Raw genomic sequence first — 24,038 nt, 5'->3', positions numbered from 1 at the left:
GATAAAAGTCAAAAGTCAGAGTAATACTGCTCTGAAAATCTATTAAAAAGGAATGAAAAAGAAATTAATTTTAGAATCAGGTGAAGTTTTTCACGGACAAGGTTTTGGTGCAAATACCGATACTGATGGAGAAGTGGTGTTCAATACCGGGATGACTGGTTACCAAGAACTCATTTCAGATCCTTCATATTGCGGTCAAATTGTGACCATGACCTATCCATTAATTGGTAATTACGGAATTAATAGAGATGATTTCGAAAGTATTGAACCAGCTATTAAAGGCTTAATCGTGAGGGAATTGTGTGATTTTCCTTCTAATTTCAGAAGTCAATTGTCTTTAGATGAATTTTTTGCCAAAAAAAAGCTATCAGGAATTTCAGGAATTGATACCAGAAAACTGACTAGAATTATCAGAAATCACGGGGTTTTAAAAGGAAAAATTGTAGATGAAAATGCAGATGAAACAGCAGTAATTGCTGAACTGAAAGCTAAAGATTTCCCAATTAATCAAGTAGAGCAGGTTTCTACCAAAACACCTTATGCAAGTCCAGGAAGAGGTTTCAAAGTGGTTTTAGTGGACTTTGGTTCTAAATTAGGCATTATCAGAGAACTTTCTCAGAGAGATTGCGACATCATTGTGGTGTCTCAAGATACTACAGCAGATGAGATTCTATTAATGAATCCAGATGGAGTAATGCTTTCTAACGGTCCTGGTGATCCACAAGATGTAAAAGGTGCTTCAGAATTAATCAATGGTTTACTGGGTAAAGTTCCAATCTTCGGAATTTGTTTAGGTCACCAGTTAATTGGTTTGGCTTGTGGAGCAAAAACATATAAATTAAAATTCGGTCACAGAGGTGGAAATCACCCAGTTCTAGATTTAAAAACAGGAAAAGTAGCGATTACTTCTCAGAATCACGGTTATGCTATAGACGAAGAATCTCTAGAAAATACCGATTTAGAAGTAACACACATCGCTCTGAATGATAAAACAAACGAAGGGGTTCGTCATAAGAAATATCCATGTTTTTCGGTACAATATCACCCAGAAGCAAGTCCAGGTCCAGAAGATGCCAATTATCTTTTTGATGAGTTTGTGGAAATGATGGAAGAGTTTAAAATTAAGAACTAATTACTAAAAATTTGTAAAAAGAAAAAATGAAAAGAACAGATATTAAAACCATTTTAGTAATAGGAAGCGGCCCAATTATCATCGGGCAAGCTGCAGAATTTGACTATGCAGGAACTCAAGCTTGCCTTGCATTAAAAGAAGAAGGTTACAAAGTAATCCTCATCAATTCTAATCCTGCAACCATCATGACCGATGTAGAAATTGCAGACAAAGTTTATATAGAGCCTATTTCTCTTCCATTTGTAAGTCATATCATCAGAAAAGAACGTCCAGATGCACTTTTGCCAACTTTGGGTGGACAAACTGGATTGAACATGGCGGTAGAATTACAGAATTCTGGAATTTTAGAAGAATGTGGAGTAGAAGTTCTAGGAACTAAACTTTCTGCCATCAATAGAGCAGAAGACAGAGACTTGTTCCGTGAATTAATGAGAGAATTAAACGAGCCCGTTCCAGATTCTGATATTGTAAATACAGTAGAAGGCGCGTTAGCTTTTGCAGAAAAAATAGGTTATCCAGTAATTGTTCGTCCTGCTTTTACCATGGGTGGAACAGGTGGTGGAATTGCTCATGATGAATACCAACTGACAGAAATTGCAGAACTTGGACTTAAATATTCTCCTGTTACCCAATGTTTAATTGAAAAATCAATTGCAGGATTTAAGGAGATTGAATACGAAGTAATGCGAGACAAAAACGATAATGCAATCGTGGTTTGTAACATGGAAAACATAGATCCAGTTGGTGTTCACACTGGAGATTCTATCGTAGTAGCGCCTTCGCAAACGCTTTCTGACAGAGAATATCAAATGCTCAGAAATGCTTCACTCAAAATTATTAGAGCACTCGGAATAGAAGGAGGTTGTAACGTACAGTTGGCTTTAGACCCTCATTCTTTCAACTATTATATCATCGAAGTAAATCCTAGAGTTTCTAGAAGCTCGGCTTTAGCAAGTAAAGCAACGGGTTATCCTATTGCTAAATTAGCCGCTAAAATTGCAGTAGGACTTACTCTAGACGAAATGCTTAATCCAGTTACAGGAAAAACATACGCTTGTTTCGAGCCTGCTCTAGATTATGTAGTGACAAAAATTCCTAGATTCCCTTTTGATAAATTCGAAACTGCAGACAGAAGACTTTCTACCCAGATGAAAGCAACGGGTGAAGTGATGGCGATTGGTAGAAGTTTTGAGGAATCATTAATGAAAGCCATTCGTTCTTTAGAAACAGGAATTCAGCATTTAGGATTAAAAACAAAGCAATCACTTGCCTTAACGGATGAAGATATCGAACGCAGAATTAGAGTGTGTGATGACGAAAGATTATTCATCATCGGCGAAGCTTTAAGAAGAGGTTATGATTGGGAAACCATTGTAGAATGGAGTAAAATAGATAAATTCTTCGTTTGGAAATTCAAAAAACTGATTGATTTTGAAAAAACCATTGCGGAGGATAAATTCAACAAAGAAATATTACTGGAAGCGAAAAGATTAGGCTTCTCAGATATTAATATTGCACACCTTTGGGAAACAGATTATAGAGAAATCTTCAAATTCAGAAAAGAAAACGGAGTGATGCCAGTTTACAAAATGGTAGATACTTGTGCTGCAGAATTTGAATCTGAAACCCCTTATTTCTATGGAACTTACGAAGAAGAAAACGAGAGCATCCCTTCTGATAAAGAAAAAATCATCGTTTTAGGTTCTGGTCCTATCAGAATTGGTCAAGGAGTAGAATTTGATTACGCTACCGTTCACTCCGTTTGGGCAATTAAGCAAATGGGATACGAAGCGATTATCATCAATAATAACCCAGAAACAGTTTCTACAGATTTCTCGATTTCAGATAAACTATATTTCGAGCCTTTAACAGAGGAAGATGTAATGAACATCATAGAACTCGAAAAACCAAAAGGAGTGATTGTACAGTTTGGCGGACAAACTGCAATCAACCTTGCCGATAAATTGGCCGCTCATGGAGTAGAAATTCTAGGGACTTCTCTAGAAGATTTAGACAGAGCCGAAAACAGAGATAAATTTGAACAAGCACTTCAGGAATTGGGCATTCCACAACCTCTTGGTAAAACATGTTTCTCTAAAGAAGAAGCAATTAAAATTGCCAATGAAATTGGATTCCCAGTTTTAGTGAGACCAAGTTACGTTCTGGGAGGAAGAGCCATGGAAATCGTATACAACGATGCCGAACTGGATCATTACATGGAACATGCGGTAGATGCAAGTCCAGAACACCCAGTTTTAGTAGACCGTTACCTCACCGGAAAAGAAGTAGAAGTAGACGCAATTTGCGATGGCGAAACGACTGTAATTCCAGGAATTATGGAACACATCGAAAGAGCGGGAGTTCACTCAGGAGATTCTATTGCAGTATATCCTCCACAAACACTTACTCAAGACCAAATTGCAACACTGGAAGATTACACCAAACGTTTAGCAAAAGGTTTGAAAGTAGTAGGTTTAATGAATATTCAGTATGTAATTTCTGATGGAAATGTATATGTGATTGAAGTAAATCCGCGTTCATCGAGAACCGTTCCTTTCTTGTCAAAAATCACAGAAGTTCCGATGGCAAATTTAGCGACCAAAGCAATTCTCGGAGCAAATCTGAAAGATTTAGGCTATCAAGATGGATTGGTTCCAAATAAAGAAGGAATTTTTGTAAAAGTACCAGTATTCTCGTTCAGTAAATTAACAAGAGTAGATGTAACACTGGGACCAGAAATGAAATCTACAGGAGAAGTAATGGGCAAAGATTCTACGCTTGAAAAAGCCTTGTACAAAGGTTTAATTGGTGCAGGTAGAAAAGTTCCTTTACATGGTTCTATCTTATTCACCATAGATGATGTAAATAAGCCAGAAGCTGCAAGATTAGCAAAAAGATTCTACGATATAGGTTTCAAAATTTGGGCAACCAGAGGAACTTCTAGATATTTTAACGAACTCAATATCCCAACCAAAATTGGATATAAAATAGAAGAAGAAACAGAGAACTTAATCAGTTTAATCCAGAAAGGAAAAGTACAATATGTAGTGAATACCACTACAAAAGGAAAACAGTCGATGAATGACGGGTTCTTAATCCGTAGAACTTCGGTAGAAAATGGTGTTCCTTGTCTTACCAGTATGGATACCGTAGAAGCAATGCTCAAAGTAATCGAAAGCATGACTTTCAAAATGGAAAAAATGTAAAAATTTTCTCTAGATATATCAATCCTTCAAGGTTTTTAAAACTTTGAAGGATTTTTTTTGTCTTTAAGGATTTTTTTTATCTTTATCAAAAATAAAAAATATGAAAAAACTGATATTTTCTTTAGCATTGGCAGTAAGTGTACACGCTTTTGCTCAACAATATAACATTCCGGCTGTAAGCCCGAGACAAACCGTAGAACAGCAATTTTCGGTGACCAAAATTTCTATAGAATATGGTAGACCTGCGGTAAAAGGAAGAAAAATCTTCGGAGAATTGGTTCCTTTCGGTCAAGTTTGGAGAGCTGGAGCGAATGAAGCCACCAGAATTACTTTTGGTCAAGAAGTGCTTTTTGGCGGTCAAAAAGTGAAAAAAGGAACCTACGCTTTGTATGTGATTCCTCAAGAAAAAGAATGGAAAATCATTTTAAACAGAGGGGTTAACAATTGGGGAGCTTATACGTATGATGCAAAAGAAGATGTAGCAACAACTACCGTTCCTGTAAAAATGATGAACGAAAAAATGGAACGTTTCACCATTAATTTCGAAGATATTACAGACGAAAAATTAAATTTAGTTTTCGAGTGGGACAAAACCAGAGCAGATGTTCCTGTAGAAATTCTAAATGTAGAAGAAACGCTACAGATTATTGACAATCTGAAAGCCATCAAAAAAATAGAAAGCGACATCAAAAAGAAAAACGAACCGAAAAAGTAATTTTTGGGCGCGTCCTTTTTTTTACCAACGCTAAAAACGCTTTTAGAAATTTTCTAAAAGCGTTTTTTCATCCACCGAAAAAAGGTCGGTCTTCGTGTAGTCGCTTTTTTAATTTTTTTGAAAAAAAATTAAAAAGAGCTCCAATAATACACTTCGCCCTCGCGCAAAAAAAGAAAAAATTTTAAATAATTGTCACTCTGAGCGGTAGTCGAAGAGTCGCATCTAGCATCACACATCTAGAACTAAAAAATACTTGTTCATTTTTCGGTTGTATCATCAATTCCTAAAAATCTACATTTGCATTACATATATTGACTTTATGAACTTACCTAACGATATCATGTATAATGCTTCTTTCAATAAAGATGCAAGTTTCGAAGGCGTTTTTTGGTTGGGCGTAAAAACTACGGGAATTTTTTGTAGACCAACTTGTACTGCGCGAAAACCAAAACCCGAAAATGTAGAATTTTTCAGCAATACGAAAGATGCGATTCTAAAAGGATATCGCCCTTGTAAGGTTTGTAAACCATTAGAAAAACTGAACGAAACCCCGAAATATATTCAGGAAATCATCACAGAATTAGCAGAAAATCCTTCTTTGAAGTTCAAAGATTACGACTTGGTAAAACGCGGAATAGAACCTGCAACCATGAGACGTTGGTTTCTGAAAAATCACGGAATCACGTTTCAGGCGTATCAAAGAATGTTCAGAATTAATTCTGCATTTAAGAAAATTCAACAAGGCGAAACCGTAACGGAAACCGCTCTGGAAAGTGGCTACGAAAGTTTAAGTGGTTTTACCGAAAGTTTTAAAAATGTTTTCGGCGTGTCTCCTAAAAATTCTAAAAATCAGAAAATAATTGATTTAAAACGCATCGAAACTCCACTCGGAACCATGTATACCGCTGCAACGGATGAAGGAATTTGTATGCTAGAATTTACAGACAGAAAAATGCTGGAAACCGAACTCAAACAACTTTCAAAATCCTTAAATGCCAATATTATTCAAGGAGAGAGTCCTCATTTTAAAATTTTAGAAGAACAACTTACCGAATATTTTGAAGGAAAAAGAAAAGAATTTAGCGTTCCGCTACATTTTGTAGGTTCAGATTTTCAGAAATCAGTTTGGGAAGTGTTGATGAAAATTCCCTATGGAGAAAAATGGAGTTATGCCCAACAATCTGAAATTTTGGGAGATGTAAAAAAAGTGAGAGCAGTTGCAAATGCTAACGGAATGAATAAAATATCCATCTTGGTTCCATGTCACAGAGTGATTGGCAGCGATGGAAATCTCACGGGTTATGGCGGTGGAATTTGGCGAAAACAAAAACTATTAGAATTAGAAGGCGCTATTTTATTCTAATTATTTATATTTTCCAATTAAAACTTTGATTTTAAATAGATAGTATCAATTCTTTTGATTTCTGTAACACTTGTTACAAAGCGGTTTTTCAGAAAAATTCAATTTTGCAATGAACAAAGATAAACAGAGTCTTTTTAACCCAATAAATTGAAAATTTCCATGAAAAGCATTTGTCCTAGTACCTTTCAAACGATGATAAACGAAACCATTCAATTGGTAGACGTTAGAGAACGCTATGAATTTGAATTGTATAAAATGGGACTTCCTATCGTAGAAAATCTTCCCTTCAGCGAGATAGAAGAATTATTGACACATTTTGATGCAGATAAAAAAATCGTTTTGGTTTGTAATAATAGTGTGAGAAGTAAAAGTGTTGCCAAATATTTGGAAGATAGAGACTTTAACCAGATTTACTATTTAGAAGGTGGTTTGGTAAAATGGCAACAAAATGATTTACCACTTCTTGGAAATCCACCAGAAATCATTTCACATTCCCTTTCTAAAACTGCGGAATGCGGCAGTTAATATATTGAAGATTACCCCTTTTTAAACGTCAGAATTTTTCTGGCGTTTTTTCTTTGTAACAAAAGAATTTTCTTAATGTAACATAAGTTACTGCATATGATTTTTATCACCAATATTTTTGCCGAAGAAATAGAGAACGTGTATCAAAAATCTCAATTTCAATAATTAAAATAAATTAAAAAAAGAAAAATTTAAATACAATGAGAAAATTTTTTACTGTAGTTTTTGTTTTTTCGCTCATTCTGAAAGGTTTCTCACAAGATACCATCAGAATTTCTAGAGCAGAATTAGAACAAAGAATGGTAGACCAAAATCTTCAAGTGAAATTGGCTAATGACGAAGCCAAATTAGCACAGGCAGAACTATTGGGAACGAGAGCAATGTATTTACCAAACGTAAATGCTTCTTACACCTTTTCGAATACCAATAATCCTCTGTATGCTTTCGGTTCTAAATTGAATCAGGAGCGTATTACGCAAATGGATTTTGACCCAGCTAAATTAAATGCTCCAGATGCGATTTCTAATTTCGCTACTAAAATTGAGGTGCAACAACCCATCATCAATATGGATGCGGTGTATCTTAAAAAAGCAGGACAAGTAAAATCTGAAGTTTTAAAAATTAAAGCAGAAAGAACCAAAGAATACATTCAGTTTGAGTTCAAAAAAGCATATATGCAATTGCAATTAGCTTATAGAATGCTCGAAACACTTGAAAATGCAAAAGCAACTACGCTAGCCAACAAAAAAGTAATCGACAATTATTTCAAAAACGGAATGATTCAGAAAACGGAAGTGTTATACATAGATGTTCGTGTAAAAGAAATAGAAAATCAGATTGCTTATGCTCAATCTAACATAAAAAATGCTTCAGATTACCTTTATTTCTTGCTAGACGAAGAGTCCTTCAATAAGGTCTTAAAACCTACAGAACAATTAGAATTTCAAGACCAAATTTTAGAAAATACTGTTATGCTGAATGTGGGAAGAAAAGACTTGCAAGCATATCAAAAATCTCTAGAAGCGTACGATTATCTGATTAAATCTACCAAAGCCAAGTTTTTGCCAAGATTAAATGCTTTCGGCAGTTTTGAATTGTATGATAACAAATTCGCACAGTTTGGTGCAAATGGTTATTTGGCAGGATTTCAGCTTTCTTGGAATGTATTTGATGGATTAAAAGCAAAATCTGAACAAGAAAAATACAAAGCAGAATTGACTAAAGTTCAAACAGAAATAACTCAATACAATAAGCAGAGTCAGTTAGAACTCAATAAAGCAAATCGCCAAGTTCAAGATGCAGAAAACAAGGTAAACCTTACCAAACTAGCACTTGAACAAAGCAAAGAAGCGTATAGAATTCGTAAAAACAGATATGACCAAGGTTTAGAGAAATCTTCAGACTTATTAATGAGCGAAACCACCATGTCTCAAAAAGATTTGGAATACCAACAAGCTATTTTTGAATACAATGTCGCTTTAGAATACTATAAATATTTAAAACAATAACAATAAAAATCTTCTTATGAAATCGCCAATATTAAAGTTGAAACATAAACTTCAAAGAAGGTTAGGCGATTACATATGACCTTTAAATAAAAATAAAATCTACATATGAAAACATATATTTATTCAGCATTATTTTTAGGAAGCGTATTCCTTGCAAGTTGTTCTTCAGACGAAAATAAATCTGCAGAATTAAATGACAAATCTATCGCGGTTACCGTAAATAAATCTGCGACCAATGCAGTAGGTTCTAATGCCACAGCAAGTGGAAAATTAGTAGCTAAAAATTCTGTAAATGTTTCTACTAGAATGATGGGGTACATTACAGCGATGCAGGTAGAAGTAGGTCAGTATGTAAATGCAGGTCAACTTTTAGTAAGCATCAATAGTACAGATATTCAAGCAAAAGGCGGACAGGCTTCTGCGAACATAGCTCAAGCACAAGCCAATTATAATATTGCGAAAAAAGATTTTGAAAGATTTCAAAATTTATACAAAAATCAATCAGCTTCTCAAAAAGAATTAGATGATATGAGAGCGCGTTACGAAATGGCTCAAGCTGGTTTACAAGCTGCTCAGCAAATGAAAAATGAAGTAAACGCTCAGTACAGATATACCAATGTTACGGCACCTATTTCTGGTACAGTTACTGCGAAATATGCCAGTCAAGGTGATATGGCAAGTCCAGGAATGCCTTTGTTAACTATAGAATCTCCAGGAGCTTTACAGGCACAAGTTTTAGTTTCTGAACAGAATATAACCCTTTTAAAATCTGGAATGCCTGTAAAAGTAACTTTAAAATCTACCAATAAAGAAGTTTCGGGTACGGTTTCAGAAATCAGCAAATCTTCAACAAATACAGGTGGACAATACTTAGTGAAAATCAATGTTCCTGCTTCTAAAGATTTATTACCAGGGATGTTTGTGAATGTTCAGTTTCCTTTCAAAAATTCTGGAAATGTGAATCAGGATTTTCAAGATGGCGTAATGATTCCGAAGTCTGCAATTGTAGAAAACGGACAGTTAACAGGAGTTTACACCATAAGTTCACAAAATACCGCAGTTCTAAGATGGGTAAAAGTGGGTAAAACTTTCGGTAATCAAGTAGAAATTTTATCAGGTCTTAACGCTAATGACCAGTACATCATTTCAGCAGAAGGAAAATTGTTTAACGGTGCAAAAGTTACTTTAAAATAGAGACTAGACACAAGATACTAGAAATGAGACCATTTACTTTAAATGTTGAAAGGTCAGTCTAGCATCTGAAATCTAAAATCTAACATCTAAAAATATATTATGGAAAAAGGATTTGCAGGACGCATCGCCGAGTTTTTTATCAATTCAAAATTAACAATTTTGTTGATGATTGCATTGATGATTATTGGGGTGTACAGTTCCACATTGATACCAAGAGAAGAAGAGCCACAGATTATCGTTCCGATGGCAGACGTAATGGTAGGTTATCCCGGTGCTTCACCTAAAGAGGTAGAAAGCAGAGTGGTGAAACCATTAGAAAAAATCATCTCAAACATAAAAGGAGTAGAGCACGTTCATTCTATGGCAATGAACGGACAAGCCATGATTATCGTTCAGTTTTACGTAGGCGAAGATACAGAGCGTTCTTACGTGAAACTATATGACGAACTCATGAAAAATAAAAATATTTTTCCGAAAGGAGTGTATGAACCGATGGTGAAAACTCGTTCTATTGACGATGTTCCGATGCTGGGTTTAACACTTTGGAGTGAAAAATACAACGATTACGAACTTCGTCAGATGACAGAAGAATTGTCTTCGGAAATCAAAAAAATTAAAGATGTTTCTTTAACTAAAGTGATTGGGGGTAGAAACCGCCAGTTAAAAGTCGAATTAGATAAAGATAAAATGGCGGAATTAAGCATTGACGCATTAAACGTGATGCAAATGATTCAAGCCAATAACGGAAGTTCACAATCAGGAAGCTTTGATTCTAATGATACTGAATATCTATTGACTACAGGACAGTTTTTAAGTTCTGCAGAGGATGTAGAAAATTTGGTAGTAGGAACTTCGCAAAATATGCCCGTTTACCTGAAACAAATTGCAAAAGTAGAAGATGGAGCGCAATCTCCAGTGAATTATGTGAGTTTCGGTTATGGTAATGCAGTAGAAAATGGTAAAAAATTTAAGTCAGAATATCCTGCGGTTACGCTTTCTGTTTCTAAAGTGAAAGGAGCAGATGCGATGAAAATTTCTGAGCAAATTTTGGATAAAGTAGAAGATTTAAAGAAAACTTTAATTCCGAATGATGTTCATGTAGAAGTAACCAGAAACTATGGGGAAACAGCTTCTCATAAAGTTTCAGAATTATTGATGCACTTAGGTGTCGCGATTTTAGCAGTTACCGTTCTGGTAATGTTGGCAATGGGTTGGAGAGGCGGATTAGTCGTTTTCTTCTCAGTTCCTTTAACGTTTGCACTAACGCTTTTCAGTTATTATATGCTGGGTTACACGCTGAACAGAATTACGCTTTTCGCTCTAGTTTTCGTAGTGGGAATTGTGGTTGACGACAGTATTATTATTGCTGAAAATATGCACCGACACTTCCACATGAAGAAATTGCCATTCAAACAAGCGGCTATTTATGCGATTAATGAAGTAGGAAACCCAACCATTTTGGCTACGTTCACCGTAATTGCAGCTATTTTACCGATGGCTTTCGTAAGCGGAATGATGGGACCTTATATGTCTCCAATGCCAATTGGTGCTTCTATTGCCATGATGCTTTCATTGTTCGTAGCGTTAACCGTTACCCCTTATCTGGGTTATCATTTATTGAAAGTGAAAGATGACGAAGAGCACAAGGAAGAACAGGGTATGGAAACCAGCAAAATCTATAAAATTTACAAAAAAATAGAGCAGCCATTCTTAGACAGCGGTAAAAAACGTTGGACCATGATGGGGATTACCGTAGTGTTGCTATTGATTTCTATGTTGGCTTTCGGTACAAAATGGGTAGCGGTAAAAATGCTTCCTTTTGATAATAAAAATGAAATCCAAGTGGTGATTGATATGCCAGAAGGAACGACTCTGGAAAGAACGGCATCAGTTTCTCAGGAAATTGCGCAGTACCTGAAAACAGTTCCAGAAGTGGTAAATTATCAATCGTATGTAGGTTCATCAGCACCAATTACTTTCAATGGTTTGGTTCGTCACTATGATATGCGTGGACAAAGCAATACCGCTGATATTCAAGTGAATTTATTGCACAAAGAAGACAGAGATAACCAAAGCCACGATGTAGCAAAAAACATTCGTCCTGAAATTCAGAAAATTGCGAAAAAATACAATGCTAATGTGAAAATCGTAGAGGTTCCACCTGGTCCGCCAGTTTTATCAACCATTGTAGCAGAAATTTATGGTCCTGATTACGATGAGCAAATTAAAGTAGCTAATCAAGTTCAAAATATTCTGAACAATACAGATGATGTGGTAGATGTAGATTGGATGGTTGAAGCACCACAAACAGAATTCAAACTGGTTGCTGATAAAGAAAAAGCAATGTTGAACGGTGTTGCACCAGCGCAAATTGTAGGAAATCTTACGTATTTGATGGGCGAACACCCTATCGGGAATTTGTATGATGAGAAATCAAATGATGCAGTAGACATTGTCATGAAATTGAATGATGCGGATAAAACATCAATTACAGACATTACTGATGTAAAAATCAAAGGACAAATGGGTAATATGGTTCCCGTAAGTGATTTGGTGAAAGTTCAGCGCGAAGAATTACAGAAGACAATATACAGAAAAGACCAGAAAAGAGTAGTGTATGTATTAGCAGATATGGCAGGAGGTTTAGAAAGTCCAGCGTATGCAATTCTTGGAATGGAAGAAAAATTGAAAAAAATGGAACTTCCAAAAGGATATTCTATCAATGAATTATACATGAATCAACCAAGCAATGAAGACGATTATACCGTAAAATGGGATGGAGAATGGCAGATTACTTTAGAAGTTTTCCGTGATTTAGGGGCTGCTTTTGCAGTGGTAATTATCATTATCTACATGCTAATTGTTGGTTGGTTCCAGAATTTTAAAACGCCAATGGTCATGATGGTTGCCATTCCGCTTTCTTTGATTGGGATAGTATTAGGACACTGGTTATTAGGAGCTTTCTTCACCGCAACTTCATTCATCGGGATGATTGCTTTAGCGGGAGTCATGGTAAGAAACTCGGTATTGCTCATTGACTTTATAGAAATTCGACTTAATGAAGGAATTCCAATTAAACAAGCGATTATAGAAGCAGGAGCGGTAAGAACTACACCAATTTTATTAACAACGGGTGCAGTAGTTATAGGAGCGGTAATCATTTTATTCGACCCTATTTTCCAAGGATTAGCCATTTCATTGGTTTTTGGAGCAATTGTTTCTACTTTATTAACACTGATTGTAATTCCGTTGATTTATTACATGACCGAAAAGAAAAAATGGGAGAAAATACACGCAGATGAAAAAAGTGAATATGGTGAGATTTCTTCAGATGATAACCTATAAAAAAATTTATTCATTATGAAACTTTTAATGATTACAGCGATTAGAGAATTTGAGAAAAATGTAAAAGACATTCTCAATCATTCTGGAGTAAAATCTTTTTCATATCACTATGTAAAAGGTTACAAAAATGAAAGCGATGGCAGTTCAGAAAACTGGTTCGGAGCTTCGCATACAGAGATAGATTCTGTACTATTTGCAGTTTTTATCGACGAGAATTTTACTGAAGAAGTGTATAGAAAAGTGGAATTTTTCAATGGGAAACAAAAATCCCTTTCTAAAATCCACGTGGCTACAATGAATATAGAAAAATCAATATAACAATAAAAATATGAAGACAAGAGTAATCCACGGGTTCGCAGGAACCATGATATTAACAAGTTTATTACTGGGAATTTTTGTACATCAAAATTGGTTTTGGTTAACAGGTTTCGTAGGTGCTAATTTGTTTCAAAACGCTTTTACCAACTGGTGTTTATTAAGTACCATTTTAGAAAAATTGGGCTTAAAAGACGAAAAAGACACTTGTTGTAACTAAATTTTTTTTCATTTGTGTTTTTAGGCTTCATTTGTGTTTTACAAGTGGAGCCTTTTTTATTACATTTGTTAAAAATAAAGTCATGGATTTCAGCATACAACCCATTTTAGAAACGAATAAAGTAAGATTGATTCCGCTTCAGGAATCAGATTTCGAAAGATTGTATCAAGTAGCTTCAGACCCTTTGGTTTGGGAACAGCATCCGAATAAAAACCGTTTTCAAAGAGATATTTTTAGAAATTTTTTTGATGGAGCCCTTATTTCTGAAGGCGCTTTTATAATCATTGATAAAGTAAGCAATGAAGTGGCTGGAAGTACCAGATTTTACAGTTATGACGAAGATGAAAACTCTATTTTTATAGGCTATACTTTTTATGGTAGAAAATTTTGGGGAGGTCAGTTGAATCCTATTGTAAAAAAAATGATGCTAGATTACATTTTCCAGTATGTAGATTTGGTGAAGTTTCATGTAGGCGCAGAAAATTGGCGTTCAAGAAAAGCCATGGAAAAATTAGGAGCCGAATTGAAAGGCGAAGTAATGGTAGCGTATCACGGCGAATCTACCAAACAAAACGTAGAATATTGGATTAAAAAAGAAAACTGGAAATAGTTACATACAGCCTTTTAGAGCATTGGCACCCCATATTATCGCAATAAGAGAAAGCGTACCTTTTACTGAGAAAAATAAAATGCCTAGCCAACCGTATTTTTTAAGAAGGGTTTTCCATTTTGGAGTCTTTTTTTCTTCCATGAATATATTTTTTAATTAAAATGTTAAAAATCTTCGTTGATATGTTTGTCTCTAAATCCTAAAAAGTATAAAACCCCGTCTAAACCTATTGAAGAGATAGATTGTCTGGCATTTTCTTTAACCTTTGGTTTGGCGTGAAAGGCAATTCCTAAACCAGCAATGTTCAGCATCGGTAAATCATTGGCACCGTCTCCTACAGCAATCACTTGATCTAATTCTATATTTTCTACTTGAGCCAAAAATTTCAAAAGTTCTGCTTTTCTGTTTCCGTCTACAATATCTCCAAGATGTTTCCCCGTAAGTTTTCCGTCTTTTATTTCTAATTCGTTGGCGTATAAATAATCTACCCCAAAACGTTTTTTAAGATATTTCCCGAAAAAGGTAAACCCACCCGATAGAATAGCAATTTTATAACCACATTTTTTTAAAATATGCATCAGTCTGTCTGCACCATCCATAATCGGAAGATTTTCTGCAATTTCTTGCAATACAGATTCCTCTAAACCTTCCAAAAGAGAAACACGTTTTTTAAAACTTTCGCTAAAATCTATTTCACCACGCATTGCTGCTTCGGTGATGGCTCTTACTTCTTCACCAGCTCCAGCTCTTTCTGCCAATTCATCGATAACTTCAGTTTTAATGAGCGTAGAATCCATATCAAAACAGATTAATCGTCTGTTTCTGCGGTAAATATTATCTTTTTGGAAAGAAATATCAATGTCTAATGCTCCACTTAAAGTCACAAATTTTTCGTGAATCAAATTCACATTTTGAGGAGTTCCACGCACCGAAAATTCTATACAAGACCTGTTTTGACTATCGTCTTCAGAATCTAGCGGAATTCTTCCCGTCAACCTTTTAATGGTGTCTATGTTTAATCCTTGCTCTGCAATAACTTTCGTTACGTGAGCCAATTGGTTGGCTTCTATTTTTTGGCCAAGAACGGTAATCACATAACTTTCTTTACCTTGTCTAGAAACCCATTGGTCATAATCTTCTCTTTCTATAGGTGTAAATTTGGCTTGTACACCGAGTTCGTATGATTTAAAAAGCAAGTCTTTTAGAATATTGCCTTGCATTTGTGGGTCTAATCGAAACAAAATGCCTAGGGAAAGGGATTGATGAATGTTTGCCTGACCAATATCTAGAATCGTTGCATTGTGTTTACTTAAAATTTCAGTGAGAGATGAGGTTACCCCGGGTTTGTCTTCTCCGGTAATACTCATTAATACAATTTCATGTTTGGTCATAGCAATTCTTTGCCCAAAAATACACAATTTCTGCAAAAATCCCTTTCACTAACTTTCATTTTCTTTTCTGAAATTTTTAATATAATAGATATTTTATCTTTCAAATTCTTTTATTGTAAAAAATAAATTTATTTAACCTTTAATTTTGAAAAATATTTAACAAAATGCGATTTTTTTTATTGATTCTTTAAAATTTGATATATTTACCAAAATTCAAATTCAACATAATGTCAAAGAAAAATAAAGATTTCGGGATTGAAAAAGTTTTAAAAAATTTAGGAATTAAAGCAGAGAATAAAGGCACTTCTACTGGAGGAAAATGGTTTGCTACAGGAAAAGTGATAGAAAGTTACTCACCAGTAGATGGAAACTTAATTGCTAAAGTCACTTCTACTTCTAAAAAAGACTACGAAAAAGTAATCGCAGAAGCAGAAAAAGCATTCAAAGAATTCAGGCTGATGCCAGCTCCAAAACGTGGAGAAATCGTGAGACAGTTTGGCGAAAAGCTCAGAAAGCATAAAGAAGATTTAGGAAAATTGGTTTCATACGAAATGGGGAAATCGCTACAGGAAGGTCTTGGCGAAGTTCAGGAAATGATAGATATCTGTGATTTTGCAGTAGGTTTATCTCGTCAGTTAAATGGTTTTACCATGCATTCAGAGCGCCCAGGTCACAGAATGTACGACCAGTATCATCCATTAGGAATTGTAGGGATTATCTCTGCATTCAATTTTCCAGTAGCAGTTTGGTCTTGGAACACAGCGTTAGCTTGGATTTGTGGAGATGTTTGCGTGTGGAAACCTTCAGAAAAAACACCATTGTGCGGAATTGCTTGTCAAAATATCATCACCGAAGTGCTTCAAGAGAATAATCTTCCTTTAGGGATTTCAAATCTAGTCATCGGAGATGCTGAAATTGGGGATTTAATGGCAAATGATACTAGAGTTCCTCTAATTTCTGCAACAGGTTCTACTAGAATGGGAAAAATTGTTGCCCAAAATGTAGCAGCTAGATTAGGAAAATCACTTCTGGAATTAGGAGGAAACAATGCGATTATCGTAACACCAGATGCAGACATTAAAATGACGGTAATTGGGGCGGTTTTCGGAGCGGTAGGTACAGCAGGTCAACGTTGTACTTCTACCAGAAGACTCATCATTCACGAAAGCATTTATGATAAAGTAAAAGATGCTATTGTAGCAGCTTACGGACAATTAAAAATAGGAAATCCTCTTGATCAGAATAATCACGTAGGTCCGCTTATCGATGCAGATGCAGTGAAAATGTACGAAGAGGCATTGAAAAAAGTGAAAAAAGAAGGTGGTAAATTGATTGTAGAAGGCGGTGTTTTAAAAGGAAAAGGTTACGAAAGCGGTTGCTATGTAAAACCAGCCATTGCAGAAGCCGAAAACCATTTTGAAATTGTACAGCACGAAACTTTCGCACCAATTTTATATCTGTTAAAATATTCAGGAGAAGTAGAAAATGCTATCGAAATACAGAATGGAGTAATGCAGGGTTTATCTTCTGCGATTATGACCAATAATTTAAGAGAAGCAGAAAAATTCCTTTCTCATGCAGGTTCAGACTGTGGAATTGCCAATGTAAACATCGGAACTTCTGGTGCAGAAATTGGTGGTGCTTTTGGTGGCGAAAAAGAAACTGGCGGCGGTAGAGAGTCTGGTTCAGACGCTTGGAAAGTCTATATGAGAAGACAAACCAATACCATTAATTACACTACTAATCTACCTTTAGCACAAGGAATTAAGTTTGATTTATAGAATTGATATAAGAGCTTAGAATCAAGAATCAAGAACCAAGAACCAAGAATCAAGAATAAATTATGCATCATTTTGAAAAGTTAAATTTTTGGAAAAAATCTATTGAGCTTGCTAAAAAGATTTATTTAGTTTCTACAGAAATTTCTTCTGATGAAAAATTTGGCTTGATTTCACAAATGAAAAGAGCTTCTGTATCAATTCCTTCAAATATTGCAGAAGGTTCAGGAAGAAATAGCAATAAAGAGTTTTCTCATTTTCTTGCAATTTCTCTAGGTTCTGCTTTTGAATTACAAACACAATTAATTCTTATCAAAGAATTGGAAATTTTAAAAGAGGAAAAAGCATTAGAATTAATAAATGATACCATAGAAATTCAAAAGATGATTTATAGTTTTAAAAATACTCTTAACAAATAACCAAAATCTAGAATCTAGAATCTCGGCTCTTGATTCTAGTATCTCACATCTAAAATAAAAATTATGAACAAAACAATAGAATTAAGCCACGAAGTTGTAAGCAATAAGGTAAAAGCAACTTTAGGAAAACATATTTTAGCAGATGGTTTTGATTTCGTTATGGATTACGAAAAATCTCATGGCTCTTGGATTCATGACCGTTTAACAGGAACAGAATTTCTGGATATGTTTTCTATGTTCGGTTCTGCTTCGGTGGGTTATAATCATCCTTATATCGTAGGGAAATCTGCTTGGTTAGGCAAAATGGCTGTCTACAAACCTACCATGTCTGACGTGTATTTGCAGGAATATGCCGATTTTGTAGAAACCTTTAGCAGAGTAGCGATTCCAGAAGAATTGCCGTATTGTTTCTTTGTAGAAGGAGGAGCTCTAGCTGTAGAAAATGCTTTGAAAACAGCTTTCGACTGGAAAACCAGAAAAAATTGGCTCAAAGGAAGTAAAACAGAAGGTTCTGTAGCAATTCACTTTAAACAGGCTTTCCATGGAAGAAGTGGTTATACACTGAGTTTAACCAATACCAACGACCCAAGAAAATACCAATATTTTCCATTGTTTGATTGGCCAAGAATCATCAATCCGAAATTGCATTTCCCAATCACCGAAGAAAATTTACAGGAAACCATCAAGAATGAACAATTAGCTTTGGTACAGATTGAAGAAGCCATTTTGTCTAATCAAGATAAAGCAGCTTGTATCATTATAGAAACCATTCAAGCAGAAGGTGGAGATAATCATTTCCGTGATGAATTTTTAAGAGAATTGCGTAGAATCTGTGACGAAAACGAAATGCTGCTCATTTTTGATGAGGTACAAACAGGAATCGGGATTACAGGTAAAATGTGGGCGTTCCAAAATTACAGCGTAGTTCCAGACGTGATTTCTTTCGGGAAAAAAGCACAGGTTTGTGGTATTTTAGCAAGTAAAACCAAGCTAGATGAGGTAGAACACCACGTTTTTGCTGAAAGTTCTAGAATCAACTCTACTTTCGGAGGAAATTTCATCGATATGCTAAGATTCCAATTGGTTTTAGAAATCATCGAAAAAGAAAATCTTTTGGAAAATGTGCAGAAACAAGGTGAGTTTTTATTGGAAGGTTTACAAAAACTTCAAGAGAAGTTTCCACACCTGATTTCTAATGCAAGAGGAAGAGGATTAATGTGTGCTTTTGATTTACCAGATGGAAAAGCAAGAGCAGATTTCCAAGAAAGACTTTTTGAAGAACACGTAATTGTGCTCATTTGCGGCGAAAAATCTATCAGATTCCGTCCGCACCTGAATGTGACGCAAGAAGGCCTGCAATTTGCCTTGGATAAAATAGAAAAAATTGCATCAAACTACTAAAACTATTAACATTTATTATATTTCTCACAATCGTTCAATTTTTTATAATTGGGCGATTTTTTTTAATCTTCTTTTCATTTCAAAAAATATTCCTATTTTTAGAAAATCTAAAAATAGTTCATTATTATTGATATGAAGAAAGTATTTATTCTCTTTTCTTGCGTTCTTTTCAGTTGGATGCAAGCACAGTTAGGGTATTGGCAAAATGATACCTCTGCCAAAGACCAAAGCATTTATGCAATTAAAAACATTACCTTGTATCAGGATTACAAAACGGTTATTACAGATGCTGTTTTGGTGATTCAGAACGGCAAAGTGGTAGAGTCAGGTAAAGTGGCAATCCCTAAAAATGCAGTGGTAATTGATGGAAAAGGAAAGTTTGTCTATCCATCTTTTATTGATTTGTATACCAATATTGGCGTAGAAAAATCTGAAGCGAAACAAGCAGATTCCAAAAGCATCTATCTTCCAAATACCGCTTCTGCAGCAGCGTATAATGATGCTGTAAAAGCCTATTCTAGAGCAGTTGATCAATTCACCAATCAAGGAAAAGATTACGAAGAATACTTAAATCAAGGCTTCGGTACGGTATTAAGTTTCAACCAGGATGGAATCGTGAGAGGTTCTGCGGTGCTGTACAATTTAGGAAACGGAAAACCTGCAGAAAAAATCATCAAAGAAGATGCTGCACTCATGCTTTCTTTTGACAAAGGCAGTTCTAGACAGTCTTATCCTACTTCTTTGGCGGGTTCTATTGCCTTGTTGAGACAGTTTTATTTAGATGCAGATTGGTATGAAAAAGGAGGAAATGCAGTAGAGAAAAATCTAAATTTAGAAGCATTCAATCAATATAAAAAATTACCAACCATCATAGAAACTACCGAAAAATGGGACGTTTTAAGAGCGGATAAAATTGGGGACGAAGCCCTACAACAATTCGTTTTCATGGGTTCTGGAAATGAATACCAAAGAGCCAAAGAAATGAAATCTACAGGCGGTTTCTTCTTATTGCCATTAGAATATCCGAAACCGTATCAGATTAATGATGCTTTAGATGTGGAAAATGCCAATGTTGCTGAATTAAAGCATTGGGAATTAGCGCCTTATAATGCCCTATTTCTTCAAAAAGAAAATGTAGACTTTGCCTTCACGATGAACAAGTTGAAAGACAAATCTTCATTCTTAGGAAAAATTAGAGAACTCTATAAAAATGGTTTGTCTAAAGAAGCAATTCTGAAATCTTTGACCGAAAATCCTGCAAAAATTGTAAAATCTGAAGCAAATTTGGGGAATTTAAGAAAAGGAAGTTATGCCAATTTCTTATTATTTACAGAAGATTTATTCAGCAAAGATGCCGTTTTACAAGAAAATTGGGTGGCAGGTAAAAATTTCGTGGTAAATAAATTGTTAGACCAAGACATTAGAGGAGTGTATCAACTCACCATCAACAATCAGAACTATGATTTAAAAATTGCAGGCTCTCTTCTGAAGCCTGAAGCCAAAGTAAGTCAGGAGAAAAAAGACGGAAAAGTAAAATTAAACGTGAGCGACTATAAAATGGCTCTGGAACTGGTTTTACCGAAAGATTCTGTACAGAATTACAGAATTCTTTATCCGCTAGCAGACTATAAAAATACCAATGGTTTTGCCCTGAACAAACAAGGAAACAAAGTGCCTTACAGCATCACCTTTGTAAAAAATAATGAAGCTGAAACCAAAAAAGAAGAAGAAACGCCAAAAGAAATCGGTAAAATTTGGTATCCTTTTGCAGCTTTTGGAAGCGAAAATGTACCGACTCAAAAAGACTATATCATTAGAAATGCTACGGTTTGGACCAATACCTCAAAAGGAATTGTAAAAAATTACGATGTCAAAATTTCTAAAGGAAAAATCGTAGAAGTTGGAAGTCAATTAAGCAAAGGAAACGCTGAAGAAATTGATGGAACCAATTTACACTTAACCAACGGAATTATTGATGAACACACGCATATCGGACTTTCTAGAGGCGTAAATGAAGCGGGAAGCAATTCTTCTGCGGAGGTGAGAATGAGCGATGTAATCAATCCTGATGATGTGAATTTCTACAGACAAATTGTAGGAGGTGTAACTTCGGCACAACAATTACACGGTTCTGCAAATCCAATTGGCGGACAGTCTTCCATTGTGAAATTTGCTTGGGGAGAAAATGCCGAAAATATGAAGTTCCCAAATGCACCTCAGTTCATCAAATTTGCTTTGGGAGAAAACGTGAAACAGTCTAATTGGGGCAATAATCCTAATCGTTTTCCTCAGTCGAGAGGTGGAGTAGAACAGGCATTTGATTTTTGGTTCACCAGAGCTCTCGAATACGAAAAAGAAAAACTGACCAATAAAAATTACAGAAAAGATTTAAGACTGGAAACGCATTTAGAAATTTTAAAATCTAAACGCTACATCACGTGTCACTCTTATGTGCAGAGCGAAATCAACATGTTTATGAAAATTGCAGAGAAATTTAATTTCAAAGTAAACACATTCACACACATCTTAGAAGGCTACAAAGTAGCAGACAAAATGAAATTGCACGGAGCAAACGCTTCTACATTCTCAGATTGGTGGGGTTATAAAGAAGAAGTGAGAGAAGCGATTCCTTACAATGCTGCGATTTTGTTAAAATCTGGAGTCAATACCGCCATCAATTCAGATGATGCCGAAATGGCGAGAAGACTGAATCAGGAAGCTGGTAAATTGGTAAAATACGGAAACATTTCTCAAGAAGAAGCTTGGAAAACCGTAACATTGAATCCTGCCAAAATGCTGAAACTAGACTATAAATTAGGAACGATAGAAGTAGGTAAAGATGCTGATTTGGTATTGTGGACGGACAATCCATTGAGTATTTATGCCACAGTAAACAAAACTTTTGTAGACGGAAAACTCATTTTTGATGCACAAAAACAAGCCGAAAAAGATGAAATGGTGAAGAACGAGAAAAACAGAATTATTCAAAAAATGCTATTCTCAGACGATGCCAAAAAAGGAAATACCCAATCGGTAAAAACAGAGCAAAAGAAATTGTACCACTGTGACACTTTAGAAGAAGATTTTCATCAACACTAAAAATTAAATTTCATGAAAAAAATATTTTTCACTTTATATATTTTGGTTTCAGCAATGGTTTTGGCACAAAGACCAAATCCTGCACCTGCACAAAAAAATCCAATTGCGATTACCAATGCCACCATTCACACCGCTACAGGAACGGTTTTAAATAATGCTTCTATCGTTTTTGAAAACGGGAAAATCACCCAGATTAATGGAAGCATTCCGAGCAATGCAGAAGTCATCAATGCCCAAAATAAACACGTATATCCAGGTTTTATTTTGGTGAACAATACATTAGGATTGGTAGAAATTTCCGCAACCAATGCCACGGTAGATTACAGAGAAGCCAATGATATTTCGCCAGAAGTACGTTCGCTCATCTCTTTCAATACAGACTCTCATGTCATTCCCGTGATTAGAAGCAATGGCGTTTTATTGACTCAGCCAGTTCTGAAACACGGCACATTGTCTTGTACCTCTTCCATCATGCAACTAGACGCTTGGAATTGGGAAGATGCGGTGGTAGCGACGGATAATGTTTTGCATCTTTCTTGGCCTGAAATTTATAGAATAGACGATGAAAAACGTAATAAAGAATTTCAAACCAGAAGAACAGAAAAAATTAAAGAACTGACTTCCCTGTTTCAGAGAGCAAAGCAATATGACAACCAGCAAGTGAAAGATTATAAACTGAATGCTATAAAACCAGTCTTTGAAAACAGAAAACTATTTGTAGAAGTAGCAGGAGCGAATGAAACGCTAGAAGTGATTGCTTGGGCCAATAAACTAAACCTTAAAAATGTAGTTTTGATTGGTGAAAGCAATTTGGTAGGGGTTTTAGATGATATTAAAAAGAGCAATTTCCCACTCATCATCAAGAGAGTTCACAGCTTGCCGGTCAACAGTTCGGATTCTCCTAGATTACCTTACGAATTTGCAAAATTGGTGCAAGATAAAGGCATTCTCTACGGGTTAGATTACAGCGGAGATATGGAATACCAAAATTCTAGAAATCTTCCGTTTTTGGCTGGAACTACCGTTGCGTATGGTGTAGAAAAAGAGAAAGCCTTACAAAGCATTACCATTAACCTAGCCAAAATGTTGGGAATTGATAAAAACTACGGAACTTTAGAAGTAGGAAAAAGCGCTACACTCTTCATTTCTGAGGGCGATGCACTGGATCAATTGACCAATAATGTTACTGAAGCCTTCATAGATGGTAGAAAAATTAATCTGGACAATCAGCAGAAAGAACTTTACAAAACATATCAAGAGAAGTATCGATTAAATCAGTAATTTTTATAAATTTGTGTTAAAATTAGAAATATGGGAGCAGAATTACCAAGAGTTTCGGTATTTGAAGCAGATGAAATGGTTCAAATACAAATCGTGAAAAAGAAATTAGAAGATGCAGGAATCGCTTGTTCAGTGAGCAATAAATACCTTAATAATTTGCTTTCTACACCTACCGCTACCGCTTTAAAACTAGAGGTAAACATTCATGACGAGCAAAAAGCTTTTGAAATTATAGACCATTATTTGGCAGAAAAAGAAAACTAAGTTTTCTTTTTTATGGGGAATTAGCTCATCTGGCTAGAGCGTTAGACTGGCAGTCTAAAGGTGGTGGGTTCGAGTCCCATATTCTCCACAAATAAACGGTAAAACACTTGCAATTTTGTAAGTGTTTTTTAGTTTATAATAAATTTTGTACCCGAAAAGATATAATCTATGCAATTAAATCTATTTTTATACCCGAAAAGGTATATTATTTAACTTTCAAAACGCATTCCTTAAAGCATATTTTTGTAAATTTATTTCTTTTTTAAAATAAA

At 35.2% G+C, this 24,038-nt stretch carries 19 protein-coding genes and 1 tRNA gene; 18 read left to right on the top strand and 2 right to left on the bottom strand.

Annotated features, from left to right (window positions below; translation table 11 throughout):
- Positions 1-52 precede the first annotated feature (52 nt).
- From carA to N7277_RS09895, 11 genes are all read left to right on the top strand, one after another.
- Entirely contained in the window at positions 53-1,132 is a 1,080-nt protein-coding gene (carA, locus tag N7277_RS09950) for a glutamine-hydrolyzing carbamoyl-phosphate synthase small subunit (RefSeq protein WP_274779393.1), read from the top strand.
- 26 nt (positions 1,133-1,158) lie between these two features.
- Positions 1,159-4,338 (top strand): carbamoyl-phosphate synthase large subunit, encoded by a 3,180-nt coding sequence (gene carB / locus N7277_RS09945; RefSeq protein ID WP_274779392.1) that lies wholly within the window; start codon positions 1,159-1,161, stop codon positions 4,336-4,338.
- Between the two features lie 100 nt (positions 4,339-4,438).
- On the top strand, positions 4,439-5,053 hold the full coding sequence (locus tag N7277_RS09940; RefSeq protein WP_274779391.1) for a DUF2911 domain-containing protein: 615 nt from the start codon (positions 4,439-4,441) through the stop codon (positions 5,051-5,053).
- Between the two features lie 319 nt (positions 5,054-5,372).
- The gene (locus N7277_RS11935; RefSeq protein ID WP_342455283.1) at positions 5,373-6,416 is read left to right on the top strand and encodes a bifunctional transcriptional activator/DNA repair enzyme AdaA; all 1,044 of its coding nucleotides are present in this window, start codon (positions 5,373-5,375) and stop codon (positions 6,414-6,416) included.
- A gap of 159 nt (positions 6,417-6,575) precedes the next feature.
- Positions 6,576-6,941 (top strand): rhodanese-like domain-containing protein, encoded by a 366-nt coding sequence (locus tag N7277_RS09925; protein ID WP_274779390.1) that lies wholly within the window; start codon positions 6,576-6,578, stop codon positions 6,939-6,941.
- Between the two features lie 200 nt (positions 6,942-7,141).
- Entirely contained in the window at positions 7,142-8,449 is a 1,308-nt protein-coding gene (locus N7277_RS09920; protein ID WP_274779389.1) for a TolC family protein, read from the top strand.
- 105 nt (positions 8,450-8,554) lie between these two features.
- Entirely contained in the window at positions 8,555-9,643 is a 1,089-nt protein-coding gene (locus tag N7277_RS09915; protein WP_274779388.1) for an efflux RND transporter periplasmic adaptor subunit, read from the top strand.
- Between the two features lie 99 nt (positions 9,644-9,742).
- Positions 9,743-12,988 (top strand): efflux RND transporter permease subunit, encoded by a 3,246-nt coding sequence (locus N7277_RS09910; RefSeq protein ID WP_274779387.1) that lies wholly within the window; start codon positions 9,743-9,745, stop codon positions 12,986-12,988.
- Positions 12,989-13,003: 15 nt separating this feature from the next.
- Positions 13,004-13,306 (top strand): hypothetical protein, encoded by a 303-nt coding sequence (locus N7277_RS09905; RefSeq protein ID WP_104792538.1) that lies wholly within the window; start codon positions 13,004-13,006, stop codon positions 13,304-13,306.
- Between the two features lie 10 nt (positions 13,307-13,316).
- Entirely contained in the window at positions 13,317-13,523 is a 207-nt protein-coding gene (locus tag N7277_RS09900) for a YgaP family membrane protein (protein ID WP_069796528.1), read from the top strand.
- Between the two features lie 82 nt (positions 13,524-13,605).
- Positions 13,606-14,133: a GNAT family N-acetyltransferase gene (locus tag N7277_RS09895; protein ID WP_274779386.1), complete on the top strand. Its 528-nt coding sequence runs from the start codon at positions 13,606-13,608 to the stop codon at positions 14,131-14,133.
- On the opposite strand, the gene N7277_RS09890 is transcribed toward N7277_RS09895, so the two are convergent.
- Both N7277_RS09890 and serB read right to left on the bottom strand, forming a co-directional pair.
- Positions 14,134-14,274, bottom strand: coding sequence for a hypothetical protein (locus tag N7277_RS09890; protein ID WP_164467601.1), 141 nt, complete (start codon positions 14,272-14,274; stop codon positions 14,134-14,136).
- A gap of 23 nt (positions 14,275-14,297) precedes the next feature.
- The gene (serB, locus tag N7277_RS09885) at positions 14,298-15,500 is read right to left on the bottom strand and encodes a phosphoserine phosphatase SerB (RefSeq protein WP_274779385.1); all 1,203 of its coding nucleotides are present in this window, start codon (positions 15,498-15,500) and stop codon (positions 14,298-14,300) included.
- A 251-nt stretch (positions 15,501-15,751) separates the two neighbouring features.
- On the opposite strand from serB, the gene amaB reads away from it, so the two are divergent.
- The 7 genes from amaB (at position 15,752) to N7277_RS09850 (ending at position 23,854) form a co-directional block, all read left to right on the top strand.
- Positions 15,752-17,305 carry an L-piperidine-6-carboxylate dehydrogenase gene (gene amaB / locus N7277_RS09880; protein WP_274779384.1) on the top strand — a complete coding sequence of 518 codons (1,554 nt, stop codon included), beginning with the start codon at positions 15,752-15,754 and terminating at the stop codon, positions 17,303-17,305.
- A 62-nt stretch (positions 17,306-17,367) separates the two neighbouring features.
- Complete coding sequence (locus N7277_RS09875; protein WP_274779383.1) at positions 17,368-17,721, top strand: four helix bundle protein; 354 nt, start codon at positions 17,368-17,370, stop codon at positions 17,719-17,721.
- A 63-nt stretch (positions 17,722-17,784) separates the two neighbouring features.
- Positions 17,785-19,122, top strand: a complete 1,338-nt coding sequence (lat, locus tag N7277_RS09870) for an L-lysine 6-transaminase (protein WP_274779382.1) — start codon at positions 17,785-17,787, stop codon at positions 19,120-19,122.
- A gap of 132 nt (positions 19,123-19,254) precedes the next feature.
- Positions 19,255-22,221, top strand: a complete 2,967-nt coding sequence (locus N7277_RS09865) for an amidohydrolase family protein (RefSeq protein WP_274779381.1) — start codon at positions 19,255-19,257, stop codon at positions 22,219-22,221.
- 12 nt (positions 22,222-22,233) lie between these two features.
- Positions 22,234-23,502 (top strand): amidohydrolase family protein, encoded by a 1,269-nt coding sequence (locus N7277_RS09860; RefSeq protein ID WP_274779380.1) that lies wholly within the window; start codon positions 22,234-22,236, stop codon positions 23,500-23,502.
- 30 nt (positions 23,503-23,532) lie between these two features.
- The gene (locus tag N7277_RS09855) at positions 23,533-23,766 is read left to right on the top strand and encodes a putative signal transducing protein (protein ID WP_104792545.1); all 234 of its coding nucleotides are present in this window, start codon (positions 23,533-23,535) and stop codon (positions 23,764-23,766) included.
- Positions 23,767-23,780: 14 nt separating this feature from the next.
- A tRNA-Ala gene (locus N7277_RS09850) sits at positions 23,781-23,854 on the top strand.
- Positions 23,855-24,038 lie beyond the last annotated feature (184 nt).

This window comes from Cloacibacterium sp. TD35 (genome assembly GCF_028864635.1).
Taxonomy (GTDB): domain Bacteria; phylum Bacteroidota; class Bacteroidia; order Flavobacteriales; family Weeksellaceae; genus Cloacibacterium.
This window is presented reverse-complemented; position numbering and strand designations above follow the sequence as displayed.

Bases quoted from the DNA above. Each gene is read 5' to 3' on its own strand.
- carA (WP_274779393.1), top strand. From the start codon at position 53: ATGAAAAAGAAATTAATTTTAGAATCAGGTGAAGTTTTTCACGGACAA.
- carB (WP_274779392.1), top strand. From the start codon at position 1,159: ATGAAAAGAACAGATATTAAAACCATTTTAGTAATAGGAAGCGGCCCA.
- N7277_RS09940 (WP_274779391.1), top strand. From the start codon at position 4,439: ATGAAAAAACTGATATTTTCTTTAGCATTGGCAGTAAGTGTACACGCT.
- N7277_RS11935 (WP_342455283.1), top strand. From the start codon at position 5,373: ATGAACTTACCTAACGATATCATGTATAATGCTTCTTTCAATAAAGAT.
- N7277_RS09925 (WP_274779390.1), top strand. From the start codon at position 6,576: ATGAAAAGCATTTGTCCTAGTACCTTTCAAACGATGATAAACGAAACC.
- N7277_RS09920 (WP_274779389.1), top strand. From the start codon at position 7,142: ATGAGAAAATTTTTTACTGTAGTTTTTGTTTTTTCGCTCATTCTGAAA.
- N7277_RS09915 (WP_274779388.1), top strand. From the start codon at position 8,555: ATGAAAACATATATTTATTCAGCATTATTTTTAGGAAGCGTATTCCTT.
- N7277_RS09910 (WP_274779387.1), top strand. From the start codon at position 9,743: ATGGAAAAAGGATTTGCAGGACGCATCGCCGAGTTTTTTATCAATTCA.
- N7277_RS09905 (WP_104792538.1), top strand. From the start codon at position 13,004: ATGAAACTTTTAATGATTACAGCGATTAGAGAATTTGAGAAAAATGTA.
- N7277_RS09900 (WP_069796528.1), top strand. From the start codon at position 13,317: ATGAAGACAAGAGTAATCCACGGGTTCGCAGGAACCATGATATTAACA.
- N7277_RS09895 (WP_274779386.1), top strand. From the start codon at position 13,606: ATGGATTTCAGCATACAACCCATTTTAGAAACGAATAAAGTAAGATTG.
- N7277_RS09890 (WP_164467601.1), bottom strand. From the start codon at position 14,274: ATGGAAGAAAAAAAGACTCCAAAATGGAAAACCCTTCTTAAAAAATAC.
- serB (WP_274779385.1), bottom strand. From the start codon at position 15,500: ATGAGTATTACCGGAGAAGACAAACCCGGGGTAACCTCATCTCTCACT.
- amaB (WP_274779384.1), top strand. From the start codon at position 15,752: ATGTCAAAGAAAAATAAAGATTTCGGGATTGAAAAAGTTTTAAAAAAT.
- N7277_RS09875 (WP_274779383.1), top strand. From the start codon at position 17,368: ATGCATCATTTTGAAAAGTTAAATTTTTGGAAAAAATCTATTGAGCTT.
- lat (WP_274779382.1), top strand. From the start codon at position 17,785: ATGAACAAAACAATAGAATTAAGCCACGAAGTTGTAAGCAATAAGGTA.
- N7277_RS09865 (WP_274779381.1), top strand. From the start codon at position 19,255: ATGAAGAAAGTATTTATTCTCTTTTCTTGCGTTCTTTTCAGTTGGATG.
- N7277_RS09860 (WP_274779380.1), top strand. From the start codon at position 22,234: ATGAAAAAAATATTTTTCACTTTATATATTTTGGTTTCAGCAATGGTT.
- N7277_RS09855 (WP_104792545.1), top strand. From the start codon at position 23,533: ATGGGAGCAGAATTACCAAGAGTTTCGGTATTTGAAGCAGATGAAATG.